The following is an 18,652-nucleotide window of genomic DNA, read 5'->3' on the forward strand; positions in this document are numbered from 1 at the left end:
TATGTTACATTCTAAAGTGTTAGTAGGACGATCACCGGAAGAGCTCGAAGAACGACTGAACCAATTCTTTGAGGAAAATGGTGTCGGGTCAAATTCGATCATCACACTCAAATTCTCGACATTCGTCGCGTCGAAAGCGGATGAACATTATTCTGTGTTGATTGTTTTTGATAACTCATTAACCAAAACAGTCCTTTAATTGCAGGAACAGTTACGGGAAGCAAGATTTCCTGTAACTGTTCTTTCTATTTTCTTGAAAAAAGTTGAAATTGAAAAACGGATACGTTATACTAATATTAGAAAAAAACAGGCTTCCGTAGGTTAATGGCAGACCTCAGCAATGGTAATGCTGCAGTGCGAGTTCGATTCTCGCCGGAAGCATCAAAATAAACAGGTCTTCCGTCACAAGTCAATCACTTGAACGGAGGACCTGTTTTCGTTTGGAAAAGGAACTGACCTTGAAGGAGAAATCGATGAATTCATTAAACATTTCGATTGGCAACGAGATCAAGCGGATCCGGCAAGAGCGGAATTGGACACAATCTGAATTATGCCGGGGAATCTGTAGTCAGGCAGAAATCAGTAAGATTGAAAATGGACGAAATTCACCGACAGTGGATTTGTTGCAGCAAATTGCTGAACGGTTACATATTCCGGTCTCAGCTTTTTTTATCAATGAAAAGCAAAAAATTAATTTTCAAACGATTGATCAAGATTTAATCCAATTGATGCGCCTAAATCAATATCCTGAAATGCTCCAGCGAATTGATCAATATTTGATGGAGGCTGTGGATAATAATGTTATTATTTTATTGCGTTACCATAAACTGATTGTTAAAGAAACAACAAAGATAATAGATTATCGAACATGTATTACACAATTGCTTAATATGACAGCAGATGAAAATATGATTGAAGAATCATTTTTGATGTACTTAAGAATTCAAATGTCGATCGCAATTTTATACACGAATAATGGTGAATACCGTCATGCGGATGCAATCTATTTGTCGTTACTAAAGGACGAATATCAGACCGTTGAGTATAAAAAAATAAAATTTAAAATTGTATACAATTACATTCGAAATCTGATTAAACAAAAGGATTTTACAGAGATTTTAAAAGAAACCGAGATTGCGATTAATGAAAGTAACCATTTAAGAGATTTAAGTTATCTAGGGCACTTTTATTATCAGCGGGGATACGCTCTGGAACAGTTAGAAAGTCCCTTAAAATGGATTCAAGAATCCTATACACTTGCGTATGGAATTTTTCTGGCGACAGAAAACACTTCGTACGCGACTATATTAGAAGATCATTTAACAGATCTGATGTATTTTTCATTGAAATGAGTCCAGAAACTAGTTGTTTGACAGCAGTCAGAAAGCAGTAGAAAGGTAAATTATGATGACATCATTGCCCCATATGATCGGAAACGAAATCAAACGGATCCGTAAGCAAAAAAAAATGACACAAAAAGAGTTATGCGATGGTATATGCAGTCAAGCAGAAATCAGTAAGATTGAGAATGGACGTAATTCGCCGACAATCGACTTGTTGCAACAAATTGCCAAACGTTTGCGAGTGCCACTGTCTTTATTATTTCGGGACCAGCTTGAAAGTGACGCCTTTCGAGAGGCGGATAATCACTTATCGAGTTTGTTTCGCGAGCAGAAGTATCTAGAAATGCGTCAAGAATTATCACAGTCTGATGCAACGCATCATAATGAGATTCTTTTGTTGAGAGCATACTTTACAATTCTGTTAGAGGTAAAGACGGACAAAATCGATTACCGTACGGCTTCAACATTACTCTCACGATTAACGGATCAGGAAGATATTTGGTATGAATCCCCTAAAATGTACATTCGAATTAAAATGGCAATTTCGAATTTATATGCTGAAAATGAACAGTATCATTTGGCGGAGAGAGTTTATGAGGAATTAGAACAATTACCATATGATACGGAAGAATTAAAGAAACAACTGATAAAAATCTACTACAATCATTCACAGTTATTAACGTTCGAGAAAAAATATGAAGCCGGCTTAAAAATTACCGAAAAAGGGTTACGTTACAGTTTGTCACTTAATGATGCCTCTTTTATCGCTCATTTTTATTATCAACGTGGTTATTACCATGAGGTGATGCAAGGAGATACGTCAGCAACCCGGTCCGATTACACGATTTCATATGCACTTTTTCGGGCATTCCATCTCGAAACCTACGAAAAAATCGTTCTTAAAGGAAAAGAACGATTTCTCTTATTCTCATTTTAAAATCGTTGCCCGGCCTTCTCGCAAGCAGAGAGGGCATTTTTTATGAGTTCATCGGCCCGGTCCGGATATTGTTGATGACCTTCAAGAATTACTGATTCGACATCTTCGATTCCAAAAAAGCGAAGGATGTCAATCATGTAGCGGACGGCGTGATCCGAGCTGACTTTGTCAGGTGTCGAGTAATCACCGCCACGTGAATGGAGCAACAAGACATGTTTCCCCGTTACGAGTCCAACAGAACCTTCAGACGTATAACGGAATGTCTGACCGGCCTGTGCCAAGTAATCCATATAATTATGGAGCGGGGCAGGAACGGTCAAATTCCACATCGGGAAGGAAAAAACGATTTTATCCGAGTCGAGAAAACCGGTCAGGTACTCCTGTAACTTTTCAACCGGGACACTTTCTTCAGCGTCCAGAGATTCCCCCCAAAACAGTTTTGCCGCAGATGTGGCGAGTTTCAGATCAAAAAAAGGCAGGCGTTCTTCGAATAGATTTAAGACGACAATCTCATCTTCCGGGTGATGTGTCCGATAACTGGACAGAAACGTTTCGTTCATCTGTGAACTGATACCTTTTGATTGATGGGTGCTGTCATTGGCTTCGATAAATAATAAACGGCTCATAGGATGGCGCTCCTTTCATTCTTTAGTATTGAATTACCCGAAAGAGACACTCCTTAGACGTCACCCAAGCAACCAGTTTCGTGGAGGATTTAGGTTTTAATTCCAGCTGGATAAGGAAAAAGAGAGGAGGAAGAAACGGAAAAGAGGGGATGATATGAAGGCGCACGATCGACCTTCATCAGCAAATCTTCACTATCATCGCGAAGTGAAGGCAAATTACCGACTATTCGGAATGATCATCTTTGTATTGACCAGTTGCGGTTCCGCTTTATACGTCTTCTCTAGTGCTTTAAGCCGATCGGGGCTTGAATGGTCTGATGGTTGGCGGGCGGGTTTAATTTTCATTGTCGGATTGGTTCAGCTCCTGATTGGAAAAAGTAATCTGTCAGACCAGTTGAAACCACACGTCATGTCGAGTGTGTTCTTGTTGATTCCCTTCATCAATTATCCTTACATCGAAAGTGGAGCACAAACAGTCTGGGCGGCATCGTTGTTATTTTTATTGACGTCACTCGTCGTCATCAACCGGACGATGTTGCTGTATGCGACCGGCATCAGTATTTTATCCTTGCTGTATATCTGGCTCGAGGCACCATCTGGAACGTCTGTATTTACGGCGACGGATCACATCGCCCGCATCGGCTTGATTTTGATTGCGACATTAATCAGTTTATTGATTCACACACAATACGTGACACGACTCGAACGGAATATCGATTATTTGACACGCTTGAAGGAACAAGCCTTTTTTGATCCGGTCACGGAACTTGCGAACCGCTCTTTTTTTGTGATTGAAACGGAAAAAAGGGCAACGTCAGGAGACCTGATTTGTTTGATTGATCTCGACGATTTCAAAACGGTGAATGATGCATTTGGTTACCGAACAGGGGATCGTGCCCTTCATGTCATCGGGAGTCGATTGATGACGCGGTTTTCGGATTGTATTGTGGCGAAAGCGAGCGGCAGTGCATTTCTATTGCATGCAGACGCACATCATTCGGCACAAGGGTTATGCGATGAGATTTTATCCAGTATCTCGGAGCGCGTCCAAATCGACTTTAAACAAATCAATTTAACCGCCAGTATCGGTGTATCCTTTGTGAACGGGGAATCGATTGATCATGTGATCAACGATGCGGAAATCGCATTGTTTACCGCTAAATCCAATCGAAAAAATACATTTGCCATTACGGATCAAGCGACCCAAAACGAACGGAAACGGGCGATGCAATTGACGCGTGACTTATATGATGCGGAACTCGATCGAGACTTTTTTGTGTTATTTCAGCCGCAGGTCGGAGCGAGCAGTCATCGGATTACGGGAGCGGAGGCGCTCGTCCGCTGGAATCATCCGAAATATGGTCTCATTTCGCCGCTCGAATTCATTCCGCTCGCAGAACGGACACGATTCATTGAAACACTTGGCGGGTGGGTGATGCGTAAAGCCTGTTTACAAGGAAAACGTTGGCTTGAACACGGTCGAAAACCGATTACGATTGCCGTTAATGTATCGCCTTGGCAATTACGTCAGCCGGATTTTACGGAAAAGGTCCTTGAAATCTTAACGGATACGGGGTTTCCTCCTCAGTTGTTGGAAATTGAAATGACGGAACATATCTTCGTCGAGGGGACGATGCAGATCATCGATACATTAAATGAATTACATCGACACGGCATCCGGATTGCCCTGGACGATTTCGGAACCGGGTTCTCATCGATGCAGACACTCGTCAAACTGCCGTTTGATCAATTGAAAATTCCGAAAGAAATTGTTCAAGAAGCCATCGATTCAGAAGAAAAACGCGCCATCGTCGAAATGATTATCCAACTGGGAAAACGTCTGGATATGACGATTGTTGCAGAAGGCGTCGAAATGACAGCGGAAGCGGAGTTGTTGCAACAGCTAGGGTGCCACACGCTTCAAGGCTATTTGTTTCACAAACCATTGGAGGCATTATATATCGAACCGTTACTTGATCGACATGCTTAAAAGAAAAAGCTCAACTGGTTTCTTGAACGCTTCGTGACGTTCATGAAAAACAGTTGAGCTTTTTGGTTACAGGTAACGTGCGAAACGACGTTCCAGCACTTCTTGTCCGGCAGCGATGACGGCACAAATGCCCCAGTAAATGAATGCAATGACAAAATAAACGGTCATATAATCAAATTCACGTCCACCGACGATTTTGGCACGTTGGAAAATCTCAGGAACCGTAATCATGGCAGCCAGAGAAGAGGCTTTAACCAAATCGAGCAAAACGTTTGATAACGGCGGGATGGCCAGTCGGACGGCTTGCGGTAAAATGATTCCCACAAACACCCGGTAACGTGAGAGCCCCAATGATTGAGCGGCCTCCCGTTGACCACGATCGACCGACAAGAGCGAGGAGCGGATGATTTCTGCCATATAAGCGGCACTGTTTAAGCTGAACCCGGCAACGGCAGCCGTGAGGGCGTCCAGTTGGATGTTGATGACCGGCAGTCCAAAATAAAGCATGAAGAGTAAGACCAAGATCGGTACGCCCCGCATGAATGAAATGTAGAGCGTGGCAACGATACGCAACACCCGGGACGTTGATAGCCGGGCCAAAGCAAGCAATAAGCCAAGCCCGAGACCAATCGCCATGCTAAGCAGTGAAATCCAGAGCGTGTGACCAAGTCCCCCCAAGATGTAAGGGAAGGCATCAACCGCTAATTCGGGATTAAAGACGGATCGCCATTCAATCGTATCGAAACTAATCAATTCACATCGACGATTGTCGTTTTGACATCAGGCATTTTTGAAACGTCTTTGTCGGCATAAAAGGTTTTAGATAATTTAGCGAGTGTTCCGTCTTTTTTCATCTCATCGATTTGCGCATTGATGTTTGATTGCAATTCTTTGTTGTCCAGATCCATGATGAGACCGACTTGGCTCGGATTGTAGGCAATATCAGGGTGAATCGTAATATCAAAGTCCTTGAAGAAATCGATTGCGAGGCTTTGGAGATAATAATCATTTAAGATGACATCCGTCCGACCGTTTGAGACATCACGTAAATACTGGTCATTCGTTGCATTGTCATACGTGACTTCTTTTGCTCCGTATTGTTTTGCGATTTGCATATACGTCGTCGTGGCTTCACCGGCGGCTTTTTTGCCTTTCAAATCCTCGAGTGATTGGATGCCGGAAAGGTCACTTTTACGAACGATGGCCGTGCCGTACGTATATTTGTACGGTTTAGAAAAGGCGAACTTTCCTTTTCGTTCTTCCGTGATGGTGATATCATTGGCGGCCAAATCAACTTGACCGGTATTCACACTTGTCAACATCCCGTCAAACGACATTTCCTTGAATTCGACCTTCAAATCTAGTCGTTTAGCGACTTCCTTCACGACCTCGACATCAAAGCCGGTCAATTTATTGTTTTTTTCTTCATGAAATGAAGTCGGATATAAAGTACCGGCCGTCGCGACCGTTAATGTTCCGTCTTTTTGAATTTTATCGTATGCGGTCAGCTGTTTTTCCTCTTGACCACACGCACCGAGGAACAGGGTGGTTCCTGCAATCAAGAGCCCCGTCCATTTTACAGAGTTTTTCATCGTCTAATTTCTCCTTTTCCTACAAGCAGAGGTAAGTTACTTTCTATTTAAAAATACCATGGAAGAATCGATTGGCGCAAAAAAGAATACCGACTGAAAATTATTTTTTGTTAAAAAGAAATATAAGGAAATTATTCATCTATATGTAAGCGTTATCATAATTGATATCACGACCATCAACGTCTTTTTGAGAGATGGATTCAAAAATATACATGGTAGCGAATAAACATAAAAGGGTGTAAAGTATATTTTAACTGAATATACAGAAAATTTAGAATGGGTAGGAGCGTGGTAATATGTCATTTCATCAAATGCCGCAACGGCAAGGGCTTTATGATCCGAATCAGGAACACGATGCGTGTGGAATCGGTGTTTATGCTCATCGGACGGGACGAGCGAGTCATGAAATCGTTCAAAATGCCTTAAACATGTTGTGTCAGATGGAACATCGGGGCGGTCAAGGGAGCGATGCGAAAACAGGAGACGGAGCAGGCATCCTGACGCAACTGCCGGATCGTTTATTCCGTCAAGCTCTTCGGAATGTCAGCCTGCCACCTAGCGGAGACTATGGAGTCATGATGATGTTTCTTCCCCGGGAAGATCGTTTACGTCAGCGGCTGGAACGCGCTTTGGAATCGATTATTTTATCAGAAGGGCAACGGTTGATCGAATGGAGAACCGTTCCTGTCTCGAATACAGTCATCGGTGAAAAAGCCCGTCAGACAGAACCCGTCATTCGTCAATGCTTTATTGAAGCTAAAAAGGTGGAAGGGCTCGCGTTTGAACGCACGCTGTTTTTGATCCGCCGGTTGTTCGAACGGGAAGCGGAACGACTTGGGATTGAACAGTACGTGCTGAGCAGCTCGAGTGAAACGATTGTCTATAAAGGGCTAGTGACAACGGATCAACTCGGCTTGTATTTTGATGATTTACAGGATGAGCGGTATCAATCTGGTTTTGCCATCGTCCACTCCAGATTCAGCACAAATACATTCCCGAGTTGGAAACGGGCCCATCCAAACCGCTATTTGATTCACAACGGAGAAATCAACACGTTGCAAGGGAATATCCGGGCGATGCGGAGCCGGGAAAACAGCTTGGCAAAAACGACGTATGGACGCCGAGCCCAGGATGTATTGCCGATTCTTGATGAATCGGGCAGTGATTCGTCGATGCTTGATAATGCGTTTGAGTTTTTATACTTGTCGGGACTGACGCTGGCTGAAACAGCGTTGATGCTGGTACCTGAACCATTTGAGCATGCAGAGGTCCGACCGGCAAAACGCGCGTATTACGAATACCACAGTACGATGATGGAGCCTTGGGATGGTCCCTCGGCTATTGTATTCACGAACGGAAAACAAATTGGGGCGACACTTGACCGAAATGGATTGCGGCCGGCACGGTACATGATGATGCGGGACGGACATTTCATGTTGTCTTCTGAATCAGGTGTCCTCCCGATCCCGGAACATGACATCCTGTTCAAGAAACGACTTGTTCCGGGTGAGTTGCTGTTGCTTGATTTTGCTTCCGGTCAATTGATGTCCGACGAAGAAGTCAAACGGGAACTCGCCATGCGTCATCCGTATGCGGAATGGTTGGCGGAAGAGTTGGTGACGTTGCCGGCAGATGTTCCTAAAGAGGATGTCGTGAACCTCGGGACATTACAGCGTTTGTTCGGCTATACCCGAGAAGATATCGATCAGTATTTGATTCCTTTAGTCGAGGAGAAAAAAGATCCGCTCGGAGCGATGGGGACGGATATCCCCTTAGCCGTCTTAAGTGAACGTCCGCAATCGTTGTTCCGGTATTTTAAACAGTTGTTTGCGCAAGTAACAAATCCGCCGATCGATGCGTTGCGCGAACAAATCGTCACCTCGACGATGACGTGGTTAGGTCAGCAGGGGGAACTGTTGACCCCGAACCGTCGGAATTGCCGCCGGATTCGACTCGCTTCCCCGATCCTCATCCCGTCGGAAGGAGCGGCCTTAAAACAAACCAAGCTGGTTTCGAGAACACTGTCGACATTATTTGAAGGTTCGCTCGAAGAAGCACTGGAAACGTTGCTGGAACAAGCAGTCCATGCCGTCCAGGGAGGCTGTGAACTGCTGATTCTCTCCGACCGGAACGTGCGGCCGGGGGCAGTACCGATGCCGATGCTTCTTGTGACAAGTGCCGTCCATCATCACTTGATCCGGGAAGGCTTACGGACAAAGGTCAGTTTGATCATCGAAGGCGGAGAAGTCCGTGAAGTCCATCATTTTGCAGCGTTGATCGGATACGGGGCGGATGCCGTTCACCCATATCTGGTCTATGCGACCTTACAGGATGCCGTGCCGGAAACAATGACGGATTACGAAGAACGCTACCGCGCTGCCGTGACGGAAGGCGTCGTTAAGGTCATGTCCAAGATGGGGATTTCGACGGTCTTCAGTTACCGCGGTGCCCAAATCTTTGAAGCAATCGGCATTTCCGAGCAAGTCATTGATCGCTACTTCACGGGAACGGTCTCACAATTGGGTGGTCTTTCGCTTGCCTTGATTGAAGAAGAAGCGGTCCGCCAACATGAAGAAGGCATCAAACGGACACACCTCGAGTCGGGCAGTGTATTCCGCTACCGGCATGACGGGGAGCATCATGCCTTCAATCCGGCGACGATTCATCTGTTGCAACATGCTTGCCGGACTGGACGATATGAGTTGTTTAAAACCTATTCGGCCCGGATTCAAGCAGAGCCGGCAACGTTTTTACGTCATTTGATGACCTTTCAGGAGACAACGCCGATTCCGCTGGAAGAAGTCGAACCGGTCAGTGAAATCGTGAAGTACTTTAAGACAGGAGCCATGTCTTACGGTTCTTTATCAAAAGAAGCCCACGAGACGTTGGCGATCGCCATGAACCGTTTGGGCGGGAAAAGCAACAGCGGTGAAGGCGGCGAGGAGGAAGAACGTTATCAGTTGGATGAAAACGGGGATTCACGAATGAGCCGTATCAAACAGATTGCGTCCGGACGATTTGGTGTGACCAGTCATTACCTCGTTCATGCCGATGAACTGCAAATCAAGGTGGCCCAAGGTGCAAAACCGGGCGAAGGCGGACAGTTACCGGGTGAAAAAGTTTACCCGTGGATTGCCCGTGTCCGAGCATCGACACCGGGTGTAGGGTTGATTTCACCACCGCCGCACCATGATATATATTCAATCGAGGATCTGGCACAACTGATCCATGATTTAAAACGAGCCAATGATGAGGCGCGGATCAGTGTCAAGTTGGTTGCCAAAGGTGGTGTCGGTACGATAGCGGCAGGTGTCGCAAAAGGATTGGCTGATGTCATCGTCATCAGTGGTCATGACGGGGGAACGGGTGCTTCGCCGAAGACGAGTATCCAGCATACGGGATTACCGTGGGAATTGGGGCTGGCTGAAACGCACCAGACGTTGGCCTTGAATGGTCTGCGCGAACGGGTCGTTCTGGAGACCGACGGCAAACTGTTGACCGGACGTGATGTCATCATCGCGGCGATGCTTGGGGCGAACGAGTACGGCTTTGCGACGGCACCATTGATTGCCGTCGGCTGTATCATGATGCGGGCGTGTCACCTCGATACGTGTCCGGTCGGTGTTGCGACACAAGATCCGAAACTGCGCGAGAAATTTACAGGATCGGCGGATCACGTCGTACATTTCATGGAATTCGTCGCGGAAGAAGTCCGGGAATATTTAGCGCAATTAGGCGTTCGGCGTTTGGCTGATTTAGTCGGACGGACTGATTTGCTTCAGGCATCGGACCGATTGACGTCGCACTGGAAAGCGTCGAGTCTCGACTTGTCCCGTCTGTTCGTCATGCCGGACTATTCGGCGGCAACACAGGAATTTCAGCAGCATCACGTGACGGCGTCATTTGACGGACGAGAATTGGCAACACTGGTATCCGATCAATCCTTTGCCGAGCCACAAACGTTTACGTTCCCTGTCACCAATACGGACCGCGCAATCGGAACGAATACCGGCGCACGCCTGACCCGACTGCACGGGGCGATGGGACTTCCGTCGGACCGGTTGACGCTCCAATTGAATGGATCGGCCGGTCAAAGCTTAGGTGCGTATGTCCCCCGGGGCATGACCTTGAATGTCGTCGGAGATGCCAACGATTATGTCGGCAAAGGGTTGTCCGGAGGAATCATTACGGTCCGACCACCGACGAAATCAAGTTACGTCTCGTCAGATCAAGTCATCATCGGCAACGTGGCACTTTACGGAGCGACGAGCGGCGAACTGTATGTCAACGGTCAGGCCGGGGAACGGTTTGCTGTTCGGAACAGCGGGGCAACAGCAGTCGTCGAGGGAATCGGGAATCATGGTTTGGAATACATGACGGGAGGAAGTGTCGTCATTTTAGGAGACGTCGGATTGAATTTTGCGGCAGGAATGTCGGGCGGCGTTGCCTACGTCTTGCCAAAAGACACGGCGCGATTCCAAGCACGTGTCAATCGGGAGCTCGTGACGACGGGAGCGGTCACTGATCCGGAAGAAGCGACCCGACTCAAAACCTTTATCGAACGACACGTCGCGCGGACGAACAGTGAACAAGGTCATGCGATTCTCGCCAACTGGGATCACGTCCTCAGCTCGTTCATTCGTGTCATTCCGACGACGTATCAAACCGTGACGACTTTAATGGCAGGCTATGCACAACAAGGACACAATACAGAAGAAGCGATGTTGTTGGCATTTGAGACGCACATCGGACGTGGAACAGGAGGGAAACAATGAACAGACGAGATCAATTCATGCATGTTCCCCGAAAGTCTGGAACTGAACGGGCGAGCAGTGAACGCATCGGTGACTTCGAGGAATACAAAGAACGATTTTCGGAGGCGGAAGCCTCTACTCAGGCCAGCCGGTGCATGGACTGCGGCACTCCGTTCTGCCATGTCGGGGAGACGTACGGTCAAGTCAAGATTGGTTGCCCGGTCTACAATCTGATTCCGGAATGGAACCTTCTTGTGGAACAAGGGAATTTCCAAGAAGCGCTCGTCCGATTGCAACAGACCAATAATTTTCCGGAGTTTACGGGGCGGGTCTGTCCGGCTCCGTGCGAAGGATCGTGTACCCTCTCGATCAATGAACCGGCTGTTTCGATCAAACACATTGAACGGACGATTATCGACATCGGTTTTGAGAAAGGGTGGGTACAACCCCGGATTCCGACCGTCAGAAGTCAATACCGGATTGCGATCGTCGGTTCAGGACCTGCCGGCTTAGCAGCGGCAGATCAATTAAACCAAGCGGGTCACCAGGTGACGGTATTCGAACGGGAAGACCAAATCGGCGGGTTATTGACGTATGGGATTCCGGCCATGAAACTCTCAAAAGACGTTGTTGCCCGCCGTGTTCGTTTGCTTGAGACGGAAGGCATCCTGTTTAAAACCGGAGTGACGATTGGTCTCGATGTCTCACTCGATCAATTGAAAGCAGATTACGAAGCCGTCATCCTCTGTGTCGGAGCGACTGAACCAAGAAAACTCTTGGACGTTCCGACAAGTGGTGTCGGATATGCGATGGACTATTTAACCAGTGTGACGCGTCAGCTGTTGACCGGTCAACCCGTTCAGGATCAGCATGAGATGAAGGGGAAAGACGTCCTCGTCATTGGCGGCGGCGATACGGGAGCTGACTGCGTCGCAACGGCGCTTCGCCAAGGCTGTCGTTCGGTCGTTCAGTTCGGGAAACACGAGATGCCGGGAACGGTTCGGGCCACCGATAACATGTGGCCGGATACACCGAATCTTTATACACTTGATTACGGGTATGAAGAAGCACTTGCTCAATTTGGACGTGACCCACGGGAATATCTGATCGCCATCGAACGGTACACGACCAGCGAGACCGGGCAATTGACTGGTGTTTGGACGGTTCACAATGAAAAAATCCGCCATCCGGACGGTCGCATTGAATTTCAAGCGATTCCAGGTACCGAAAAATATTTTCCGGTCGATACGATGTTAATCGCGATCGGGTTTAGTGGGGTTGAACAAGACGTCTTGCGTCATCTGGCAGTTGAGACGCACAATGGAAAAATTAAGACAACATCTTATGCGACCAATCAGGAAGGGGTCTTCGCCGCTGGCGATGCCCGCCGTGGACAATCACTGATTGTTTGGGCAATCCGCGAAGGGCGCGAGGTTGCAGAAGCGGTCGAGCACCATTTACGGGCTTTACAGCAAACCGGTTGATTGATGTGACGACAAAAATGTTCGAGACTCCGTTGTTTGGAGAATCGAACATTTTTTTGTATGTCCAAAATCGCAGCCAATCTCCAAAAAAGAAATCGGATAAACCGGTCTGTCCTCTATCCATTTTGAAGTCGTATCGGCTAGGATAAAGAAGAAGGGGTGATCAGGATGCAAGCCATTAAAATTATGTTTGTCTGCGACTCGGGGTTAGTCGGCAGTATCATGGGGGCGAAAGTTTTACGTGAACGTATCCGTCAGGAACAGTTGCCGGCAACTGTCGATACGTGCCGGGCACAAGAAGTGCCGGACGATACCAGATTTCTCGTCGGACCACGACGGATCGTGTCAACGGTTCAGACACATGCGACCTGTCAGACATTTGGTGTTGACGCTCTCCTCGTGGCGGAGGCATACGACGAGTTGATTCAGGCAGTCAGAAATGAGCGGATGTGCCATGACTGAATTTACGACACGGGAACGGGAGATATTGTTTTATCTCCTGACGAAAACGGAACCGATTCAAATACAGGAAATTGCAGAGGCACTCGAGACGTCCGAACGGACGATTCAACGGGAACGGGAACGGCTTGCCCAAACCGTGGCGCCATTTGATCTGACATTATCATATATTCGCGGTCGTGGCTTACAGTTAAGTGGTGACGAACGACACAAACGGGAACTCCGTGAAGCCTTGTTGTTATCACATCGGCAGTTGCCGTCAGCGGACGACCGACAAGTTGAACTGGCTTACCGCCTCTTACAGGAGCAAGGGATGATTAAGTTACAGGCTCTAGCCCACGCGATGTACATCGCACCGAGTACGATCACTCAAGATTTGGAACGGATTGACGAGTGGTTTCGACACTATGCGCTGGAATTACGACGGAAAAAGGGGTTAGGGGCGGAAGTCCTCGGGGAGGAAATCAATAAACGGCGATTGATTGTATCGTTGATTTTTACTCAGTGGGATGTCCTGACCTTCTATCGTTTTCTTCAAGGTAACATCCATCAATTGCCTCAGCTGTTGCAAAGTCAGCAAACCAAGTGGGTGGAGGCGATCAACCAAGCGTACGCCGTTCTCGCCCCTTTGACGAAACAACAAGATCTCAGTGATCGTCTGATCATGCGGGCGACCTTAAGTCTTGCCGTCCAGACGATACGGATGGACGAGTTCCCGATGGTCTATGAACTCAAGGCCTATCCGATTGAGGTCTTACACCATGTCGATACGATCGAGCAACGATTGCCATATCCGCTGTCGATCGCGGAACGGCAGTGGATTTCAGAGGAGTTGCGAAGTTTTCAGCAAGGTCAACAAGAGACGGGTGAGGAACTGGTCATCCGTTTGCGGGTCAAACGACTCATCGAGCAAGTCTCTTTACTGTACGGCGAAGCTTTTGTGGAGGATCGGGCGCTCGAGCAGGGACTCGTCAGCCATATCATGTCGTACACCAAACAAAATATCGTCAATCCGTCGTACGTCATTAAACAGATTGAACGCGAGTATCCCCGTTTGTTTGATGCCGTTAAACAGGCGGCCGAATCCGTCTTCAATGATCAGGCATTTGCTGATTATGACTTGGCGTTTTGGGTGATGCATTTTGGTGCCGTCTTAAGCAAGCCTTTACCGAAAACCCCGTATCGTGTCCTCGTCGTCTGTTCGGCAGGACTCGGTTCGTCCAAACTGTTGATGAACCGGTTGCGTCAAGAATTCACTGAGTTGGATCAAGTCGAAAGTTCTTCTCTTTTTGGCATCAGTCGACTTCAGTTAACGAATTATGATTTTGTCTTGTCGACCGTTCCCTTGCCGGATATTAGTCAACCGCATCTGCTTGTCAATCCCATCCTGCCGAAAGAAGAAGTCGACCGGATCCGAAAACTGCTTGTCTCCTTGCCAAAATCCTTTCAGTCGCCTGTCCGGAAGGAAGCATCCGGTTGGCTCGACTTGACGCAGTTGGAGGAGCTGGTCAAGGCCGCGCGCCAATTGACGGAGTCCTTTTCGATTGAAACGATTTCTTCTGAAACGGATGGTCTGGAAGAAATTTTACTGGAGATCAGTAACGGCTTGGTCAATAAACATGTGACGTCTTCCGCGGTTCAGCTATCGGCGCAATTGTTGCGGCGCCACGAAATGTCTGGGCTCGGCATTCCAGGCACACGGCTGGCATTATTTCATGGACGTGATGATTCCATTCAGCGCGGCGGCTTCTTCATCTATGAGTTGGCGCAGCCCATCGAATTGCTCGGGATGGATCAAGTCATCCAACCGGTTGAGCGGATCCTTGTCCTGGCCGCTCCGGAAAAAGCGTCGGATCAGTTGTTGCACCTGCTCAGTTCAATCAGTGGTGCCATCATTGAAAACGATGAACAGACGCATCAATTTGAGTATGGTGATGCGAAACAACTCGACCGGATCTTGAACCGGACGTTCCGGAAAGTCATCGAGCGCGAATTGGATGTCGAGGAAAAAGTAAACGATTTTTCTTAATGAGGATTGATTACCGCCGACTCGGAATACTCAGAACCATTCGTTCAGACGAATGGTTCTTTTAGTCTTGTCCAACTAGCCTGCCAAAACGTGAACTAGGAAAGATTGAGTAAGCGCTTGCAGAGCACATACAATAAAAGCGTAGCAAGGCACTTATCACTTTTATATACGAAATGGAGGGTACACCAATGACGACAACGCATGCAGGAAAACGTGGATTGCGTGTCCAGGTTCAACGGTTTGGAAGTTTTTTAAGCGGGATGGTCATGCCGAATATCGGCGCATTCATCGCGTGGGGGATTATCACGGCATTGTTCATCCCAACCGGGTGGGCGCCGAATAAAAGTTTAGCGGAGTTGGTCGGTCCAACGATCACGTATCTTTTACCACTGCTGATTGGGTTTACCGGCGGAAAATTGATGCATGATGTTCGAGGCGGTGTCGTCGGGGCACTGGCGACGATGGGGGTCATCGTCGGGACAGAGATTCCGATGTTCCTCGGGGCGATGGTCATGGGACCACTCGGTGGATTTACGATTAAAAAGTTTGACCAACTGATCGAAGGAAAAGTCAAACCGGGTCTTGAGATGCTCGTCAACAACTTCTCAGTCGGAATCATCGGCGGTCTGTTGATGATCGGCGGCTTTAAATTGTTTGGTCCACTCATGACGGGACTGGACGACATCATGGCAGCAGCGGTCGGTGCGATTGTCAGTGCACATCTGTTACCACTTGCGAGCTTGTTCATCGAACCGGCTAAAATTTTATTCTTGAACAACGCCATCAACCACGGGATTTTGAGTCCACTTGGTTTGGATCAAGTCAGTGAAGCCGGAAAATCCGTGCTGTTCCTACTGGAAGCAAATCCTGGTCCGGGACTCGGATTACTGCTTGCTTATTCAGTATTTGGTTCAGGTGCAGCGAAGAAGACAGCTCCTGGTGCTGCCTTCATTCAATTCATCGGCGGGATTCATGAAATCTACTTCCCATACGTTTTGATGAAACCAGTTCTCTTATTGGCGATGATCGCCGGAGGCATGAGCGGAATCTTAACATTTGTCTTATTTGATGTCGGTCTGGTTGCACCGGCTTCTCCGGGTAGCATCATTGCCGTTCTCGCGATGGCGTCACGTGGTTCGTACGTCGGTTTGATTGCCGGAATCTTGATTTCCGCATCGGTCACGTTCGTCGTATCAGCTGTCTTACTGAAAACAAGCAAAGCAAAAGAAACATCACTCGAAGAAGCGACGGCAAACGTCAGCGCGATGAAAGGGAAAAATTCAATTGCGTCTTCGTTGGTCTCAGCTGAATCAACTACGTCGTTAGCAGAAGTCGAGCACATCATCTTTGCATGTGACGCCGGAATGGGCTCAAGCGCGATGGGGGCGTCGGTCTTACGCAATAAAATCAATAAGGCCGGTCTGCCGATCAAAGTGACGAACACGTCGATCAGTCAACTCCCGGCAAATGCCGAATTCATCATCACGCATCAGGATTTGACAGAACGTGCGATGGAAAAAGTTCCGCAAGCTGAACACCGGTCGGTCGAAAACTTCTTAAATGCCAATTACTATGACAACTTGGTACATGAGATCGAAACGGCCCGCAATAAAATTTCTTAAAAAGAGCGTTTAAAAAATAGAGAATGGAGTGGATGAAGAATGGCGACAGCGATGAAATTAGAAAAAGAGATGGTTTTACTCAATCAACAGTTTACTACGGATGAGGAAGCGATTGAAGCGGCGGGAGCGTTACTCGTCGATCACGGATATGTTCGTCCGAACTACGTCGAATCCATGAAAAGCAGACACCGTCTGTCGAACGTTTACATCGGCAATCACGTTGCGATTCCCCATGGAACGGAAGAGGCAAAAGGCGAAGTCCTAAAAACAGGTCTTTCCATTTTACAAGTCCCGGCCGGGGTGGCATTTGGAACGGAACAAGCAAAGTTGATCATCGGGATCGCCGGTATCGGGGATGAGCATCTTGAACTGCTTTCACACATTGCCATCATTTGTTCAGATGAAGACAATGTCGAACGATTGGTGGCAGCAACGACAGCAGAAGAAATCATTCAGTTGCTGTCCGTGGAGGTGTGACGAATGAAAGCCGTTCATTTTGGAGCAGGGAATATCGGTCGTGGATTCATCGGCTTACAACTCGTCAAATCCGGTTATGAAGTGTGTTTTATCGATGTAAATGCGCAAGTCGTCGAGGCGCTGCAGTCCCGTCAGTCCTATACGGTCGGCTACGCAGCAGAAGAGGCTGAAACGGAAACCGTCTCAAACGTGACGGCGTTAAACAGTCAAACGGAAGCGGAACAGGTCATCGAAGCGATCGCGACGGCTGATGTCGTGACGACCGCAGTAGGGCCGACATTATTAGCGAAGATTGCACCGTTGCTTGCTAAAGGAATTGAAAAGCGGTCGACGACCAAAGCACTTTATGTCATTGCCTGTGAAAACATGATTGAAGGGTCGAGTCATCTCCGACAAGAAGTCCTGCCGCATCTGAGTACGTTATCCGACAACGTTTTCTTCCCGAATGCAGCTGTCGACCGAATCGTTCCGTTGCAACACCATGACGATCCTTTATACGTCGAAGTGGAACCATTTTTCGAATGGGTCATTGAAACGCGTGCCTTACCGGAAAATCATCCTCAGTTTGCAGGCGTCACATACGTGTCCGACATCACGCCCTTCATCGAGCGTAAGTTATTCACGGTCAATACCGGTCATGCGATTGCCTCTTACCTCGGAGCCTTGTTTGGGAAAGAAACGATTGCGGAAAGTCTGCAAGACGTCCGCGTTCGCCGCGGGGTACAGAGTGCGTTGTATGAAACAGGATGGTTGTTGCTTGAGAAATACGGCTTTGATCCAAAAGATCACAGCGCCTATATTCAAAAAAACATCAAACGATTTGAAAATCCACGGATTCACGATGAAATCGTTCGTGTCGCCCGTTCACCAATCCGGAAGCTTGGACCGCGTGACCGGTTAGTCAAACCGGCACGTGAATTGATGGATCGCGGCATTGAGGCGAATGGTTTGGCGTTAGGGATTGCAGCTGCCTTAACCTATTCCGATCCAAATGATTCAGAATCTTCTGAATTAACTACGTTCATCGAGAAGCACGGAATACGTCAAACGGTCACGACGTATCTCGGGTTGGAGGCAGAGGAACGGTTAAGTCAACTGATTGTCAGTCAATATGAACAGATGCATTCGATGACAGACTCCATTGCGTGACGACTGTTTCAAAAGTTACATCAGGCGAAACCAGGTTCGGTTCCATACCGAATCTGGTTTTTTGTGTACAGGTTTTATGGATAATCGATCGCAATCTAAAAATTGATGATCGGTACCCCTGAAATAAGAGCGTGACAAGGGATTGAATGATAAAAGGTGCTTTTTTCAAAATCTTTAACATAAATCACCC

Annotated in this window: 14 protein-coding genes and 1 tRNA gene; 12 read left to right on the forward strand and 3 right to left on the reverse strand. The window is 47.5% G+C overall.

Translation table 11 applies throughout. From position 1 onward, the window contains the following. Position 1 precedes the first annotated feature (1 nt). From P397_RS0107845 to P397_RS17570, 4 genes are all read left to right on the forward strand, one after another. Entirely contained in the window at positions 2-199 is a 198-nt protein-coding gene (locus tag P397_RS0107845; RefSeq protein ID WP_012370601.1) for a hypothetical protein, read from the forward strand. Positions 200-310: 111 nt separating this feature from the next. Further along, positions 311-381 (forward strand) — tRNA-Thr (locus P397_RS0107850). 92 nt (positions 382-473) lie between these two features. Continuing rightward, positions 474-1,352 carry a helix-turn-helix domain-containing protein gene (locus P397_RS0107855; RefSeq protein WP_152539589.1) on the forward strand — a complete coding sequence of 293 codons (879 nt, stop codon included), beginning with the start codon at positions 474-476 and terminating at the stop codon, positions 1,350-1,352. A 52-nt stretch (positions 1,353-1,404) separates the two neighbouring features. Further along, positions 1,405-2,280, forward strand: coding sequence for a helix-turn-helix domain-containing protein (locus P397_RS17570; protein WP_028106102.1), 876 nt, complete (start codon positions 1,405-1,407; stop codon positions 2,278-2,280). Here P397_RS17570 and P397_RS0107865 read toward each other — a convergent pair. Next, positions 2,277-2,906, reverse strand: a complete 630-nt coding sequence (locus P397_RS0107865; RefSeq protein WP_028106103.1) for an FMN-dependent NADH-azoreductase — start codon at positions 2,904-2,906, stop codon at positions 2,277-2,279. The genes P397_RS17570 and P397_RS0107865 overlap by 4 nt on opposite strands. Before the next feature lie 154 nt (positions 2,907-3,060). Between P397_RS0107865 and P397_RS0107870 the strand changes: the two genes are divergently transcribed. After that, positions 3,061-4,896 (forward strand): putative bifunctional diguanylate cyclase/phosphodiesterase, encoded by a 1,836-nt coding sequence (locus P397_RS0107870; RefSeq protein ID WP_028106104.1) that lies wholly within the window; start codon positions 3,061-3,063, stop codon positions 4,894-4,896. 66 nt (positions 4,897-4,962) lie between these two features. On the opposite strand, the gene P397_RS0107875 is transcribed toward P397_RS0107870, so the two are convergent. Beyond that, positions 4,963-5,649, reverse strand: a complete 687-nt coding sequence (locus P397_RS0107875) for an amino acid ABC transporter permease (RefSeq protein WP_026832766.1) — start codon at positions 5,647-5,649, stop codon at positions 4,963-4,965. Further along, complete coding sequence (locus P397_RS0107880) at positions 5,646-6,488, reverse strand: transporter substrate-binding domain-containing protein (protein WP_026832767.1); 843 nt, start codon at positions 6,486-6,488, stop codon at positions 5,646-5,648. Before P397_RS0107880 ends, P397_RS0107875 begins: the two co-directional genes overlap by 4 nt. A 296-nt stretch (positions 6,489-6,784) precedes the next feature. Here P397_RS0107880 and gltB point away from each other — a divergent pair, with 296 nt between their 5' ends. The 7 genes from gltB to P397_RS0107915 all read left to right on the forward strand — a co-directional run bounded on the left by gltB (position 6,785) and on the right by P397_RS0107915 (position 18,462). Then, the gene (gltB, locus tag P397_RS0107885; protein WP_028106105.1) at positions 6,785-11,263 is read left to right on the forward strand and encodes a glutamate synthase large subunit; all 4,479 of its coding nucleotides are present in this window, start codon (positions 6,785-6,787) and stop codon (positions 11,261-11,263) included. Further along, entirely contained in the window at positions 11,260-12,726 is a 1,467-nt protein-coding gene (locus P397_RS0107890) for a glutamate synthase subunit beta (protein WP_028106106.1), read from the forward strand. The genes gltB and P397_RS0107890 overlap by 4 nt, the downstream gene beginning before the upstream one ends. A 168-nt stretch (positions 12,727-12,894) precedes the next feature. Beyond that, entirely contained in the window at positions 12,895-13,188 is a 294-nt protein-coding gene (locus P397_RS0107895) for a PTS sugar transporter subunit IIB (protein ID WP_028106107.1), read from the forward strand. Next, entirely contained in the window at positions 13,181-15,214 is a 2,034-nt protein-coding gene (locus P397_RS0107900; RefSeq protein WP_026832771.1) for a BglG family transcription antiterminator, read from the forward strand. Before P397_RS0107895 ends, P397_RS0107900 begins: the two co-directional genes overlap by 8 nt. A gap of 188 nt (positions 15,215-15,402) precedes the next feature. Further along, the gene (locus P397_RS0107905; protein ID WP_026832772.1) at positions 15,403-16,836 is read left to right on the forward strand and encodes a PTS mannitol transporter subunit IICB; all 1,434 of its coding nucleotides are present in this window, start codon (positions 15,403-15,405) and stop codon (positions 16,834-16,836) included. Positions 16,837-16,875: 39 nt separating this feature from the next. After that, a complete protein-coding gene (locus tag P397_RS0107910; RefSeq protein ID WP_152539590.1) occupies positions 16,876-17,313 on the forward strand; it encodes a PTS sugar transporter subunit IIA in 438 nt (145 codons plus the stop codon). A gap of 3 nt (positions 17,314-17,316) precedes the next feature. Beyond that, positions 17,317-18,462, forward strand: a complete 1,146-nt coding sequence (locus tag P397_RS0107915) for a mannitol-1-phosphate 5-dehydrogenase (RefSeq protein ID WP_028106109.1) — start codon at positions 17,317-17,319, stop codon at positions 18,460-18,462. Positions 18,463-18,652 lie beyond the last annotated feature (190 nt).

The sequence above is a fragment of the Exiguobacterium undae DSM 14481 genome, from assembly GCF_000620805.1.
Lineage (GTDB): Bacteria > Bacillota > Bacilli > Exiguobacteriales > Exiguobacteriaceae > Exiguobacterium_A > Exiguobacterium_A undae.

Excerpts from the sequence above, each read along its gene's own strand:
- P397_RS0107905 (WP_026832772.1), top strand. The coding sequence starts at position 15,403 with ATGACGACAACGCATGCAGGAAAACGTGGATTGCGTGTCCAGGTTCAA.
- P397_RS0107880 (WP_026832767.1), bottom strand. The coding sequence starts at position 6,488 with ATGAAAAACTCTGTAAAATGGACGGGGCTCTTGATTGCAGGAACCACC.
- P397_RS0107865 (WP_028106103.1), bottom strand. The coding sequence starts at position 2,906 with ATGAGCCGTTTATTATTTATCGAAGCCAATGACAGCACCCATCAATCA.
- P397_RS0107910 (WP_152539590.1), top strand. The coding sequence starts at position 16,876 with ATGGCGACAGCGATGAAATTAGAAAAAGAGATGGTTTTACTCAATCAA.
- P397_RS0107890 (WP_028106106.1), top strand. The coding sequence starts at position 11,260 with ATGAACAGACGAGATCAATTCATGCATGTTCCCCGAAAGTCTGGAACT.
- P397_RS0107845 (WP_012370601.1), top strand. The coding sequence starts at position 2 with ATGTTACATTCTAAAGTGTTAGTAGGACGATCACCGGAAGAGCTCGAA.
- P397_RS0107915 (WP_028106109.1), top strand. The coding sequence starts at position 17,317 with ATGAAAGCCGTTCATTTTGGAGCAGGGAATATCGGTCGTGGATTCATC.
- gltB (WP_028106105.1), top strand. The coding sequence starts at position 6,785 with ATGTCATTTCATCAAATGCCGCAACGGCAAGGGCTTTATGATCCGAAT.
- P397_RS0107870 (WP_028106104.1), top strand. The coding sequence starts at position 3,061 with ATGAAGGCGCACGATCGACCTTCATCAGCAAATCTTCACTATCATCGC.
- P397_RS0107900 (WP_026832771.1), top strand. The coding sequence starts at position 13,181 with ATGACTGAATTTACGACACGGGAACGGGAGATATTGTTTTATCTCCTG.
- P397_RS17570 (WP_028106102.1), top strand. The coding sequence starts at position 1,405 with ATGATGACATCATTGCCCCATATGATCGGAAACGAAATCAAACGGATC.
- P397_RS0107855 (WP_152539589.1), top strand. The coding sequence starts at position 474 with ATGAATTCATTAAACATTTCGATTGGCAACGAGATCAAGCGGATCCGG.
- P397_RS0107895 (WP_028106107.1), top strand. The coding sequence starts at position 12,895 with ATGCAAGCCATTAAAATTATGTTTGTCTGCGACTCGGGGTTAGTCGGC.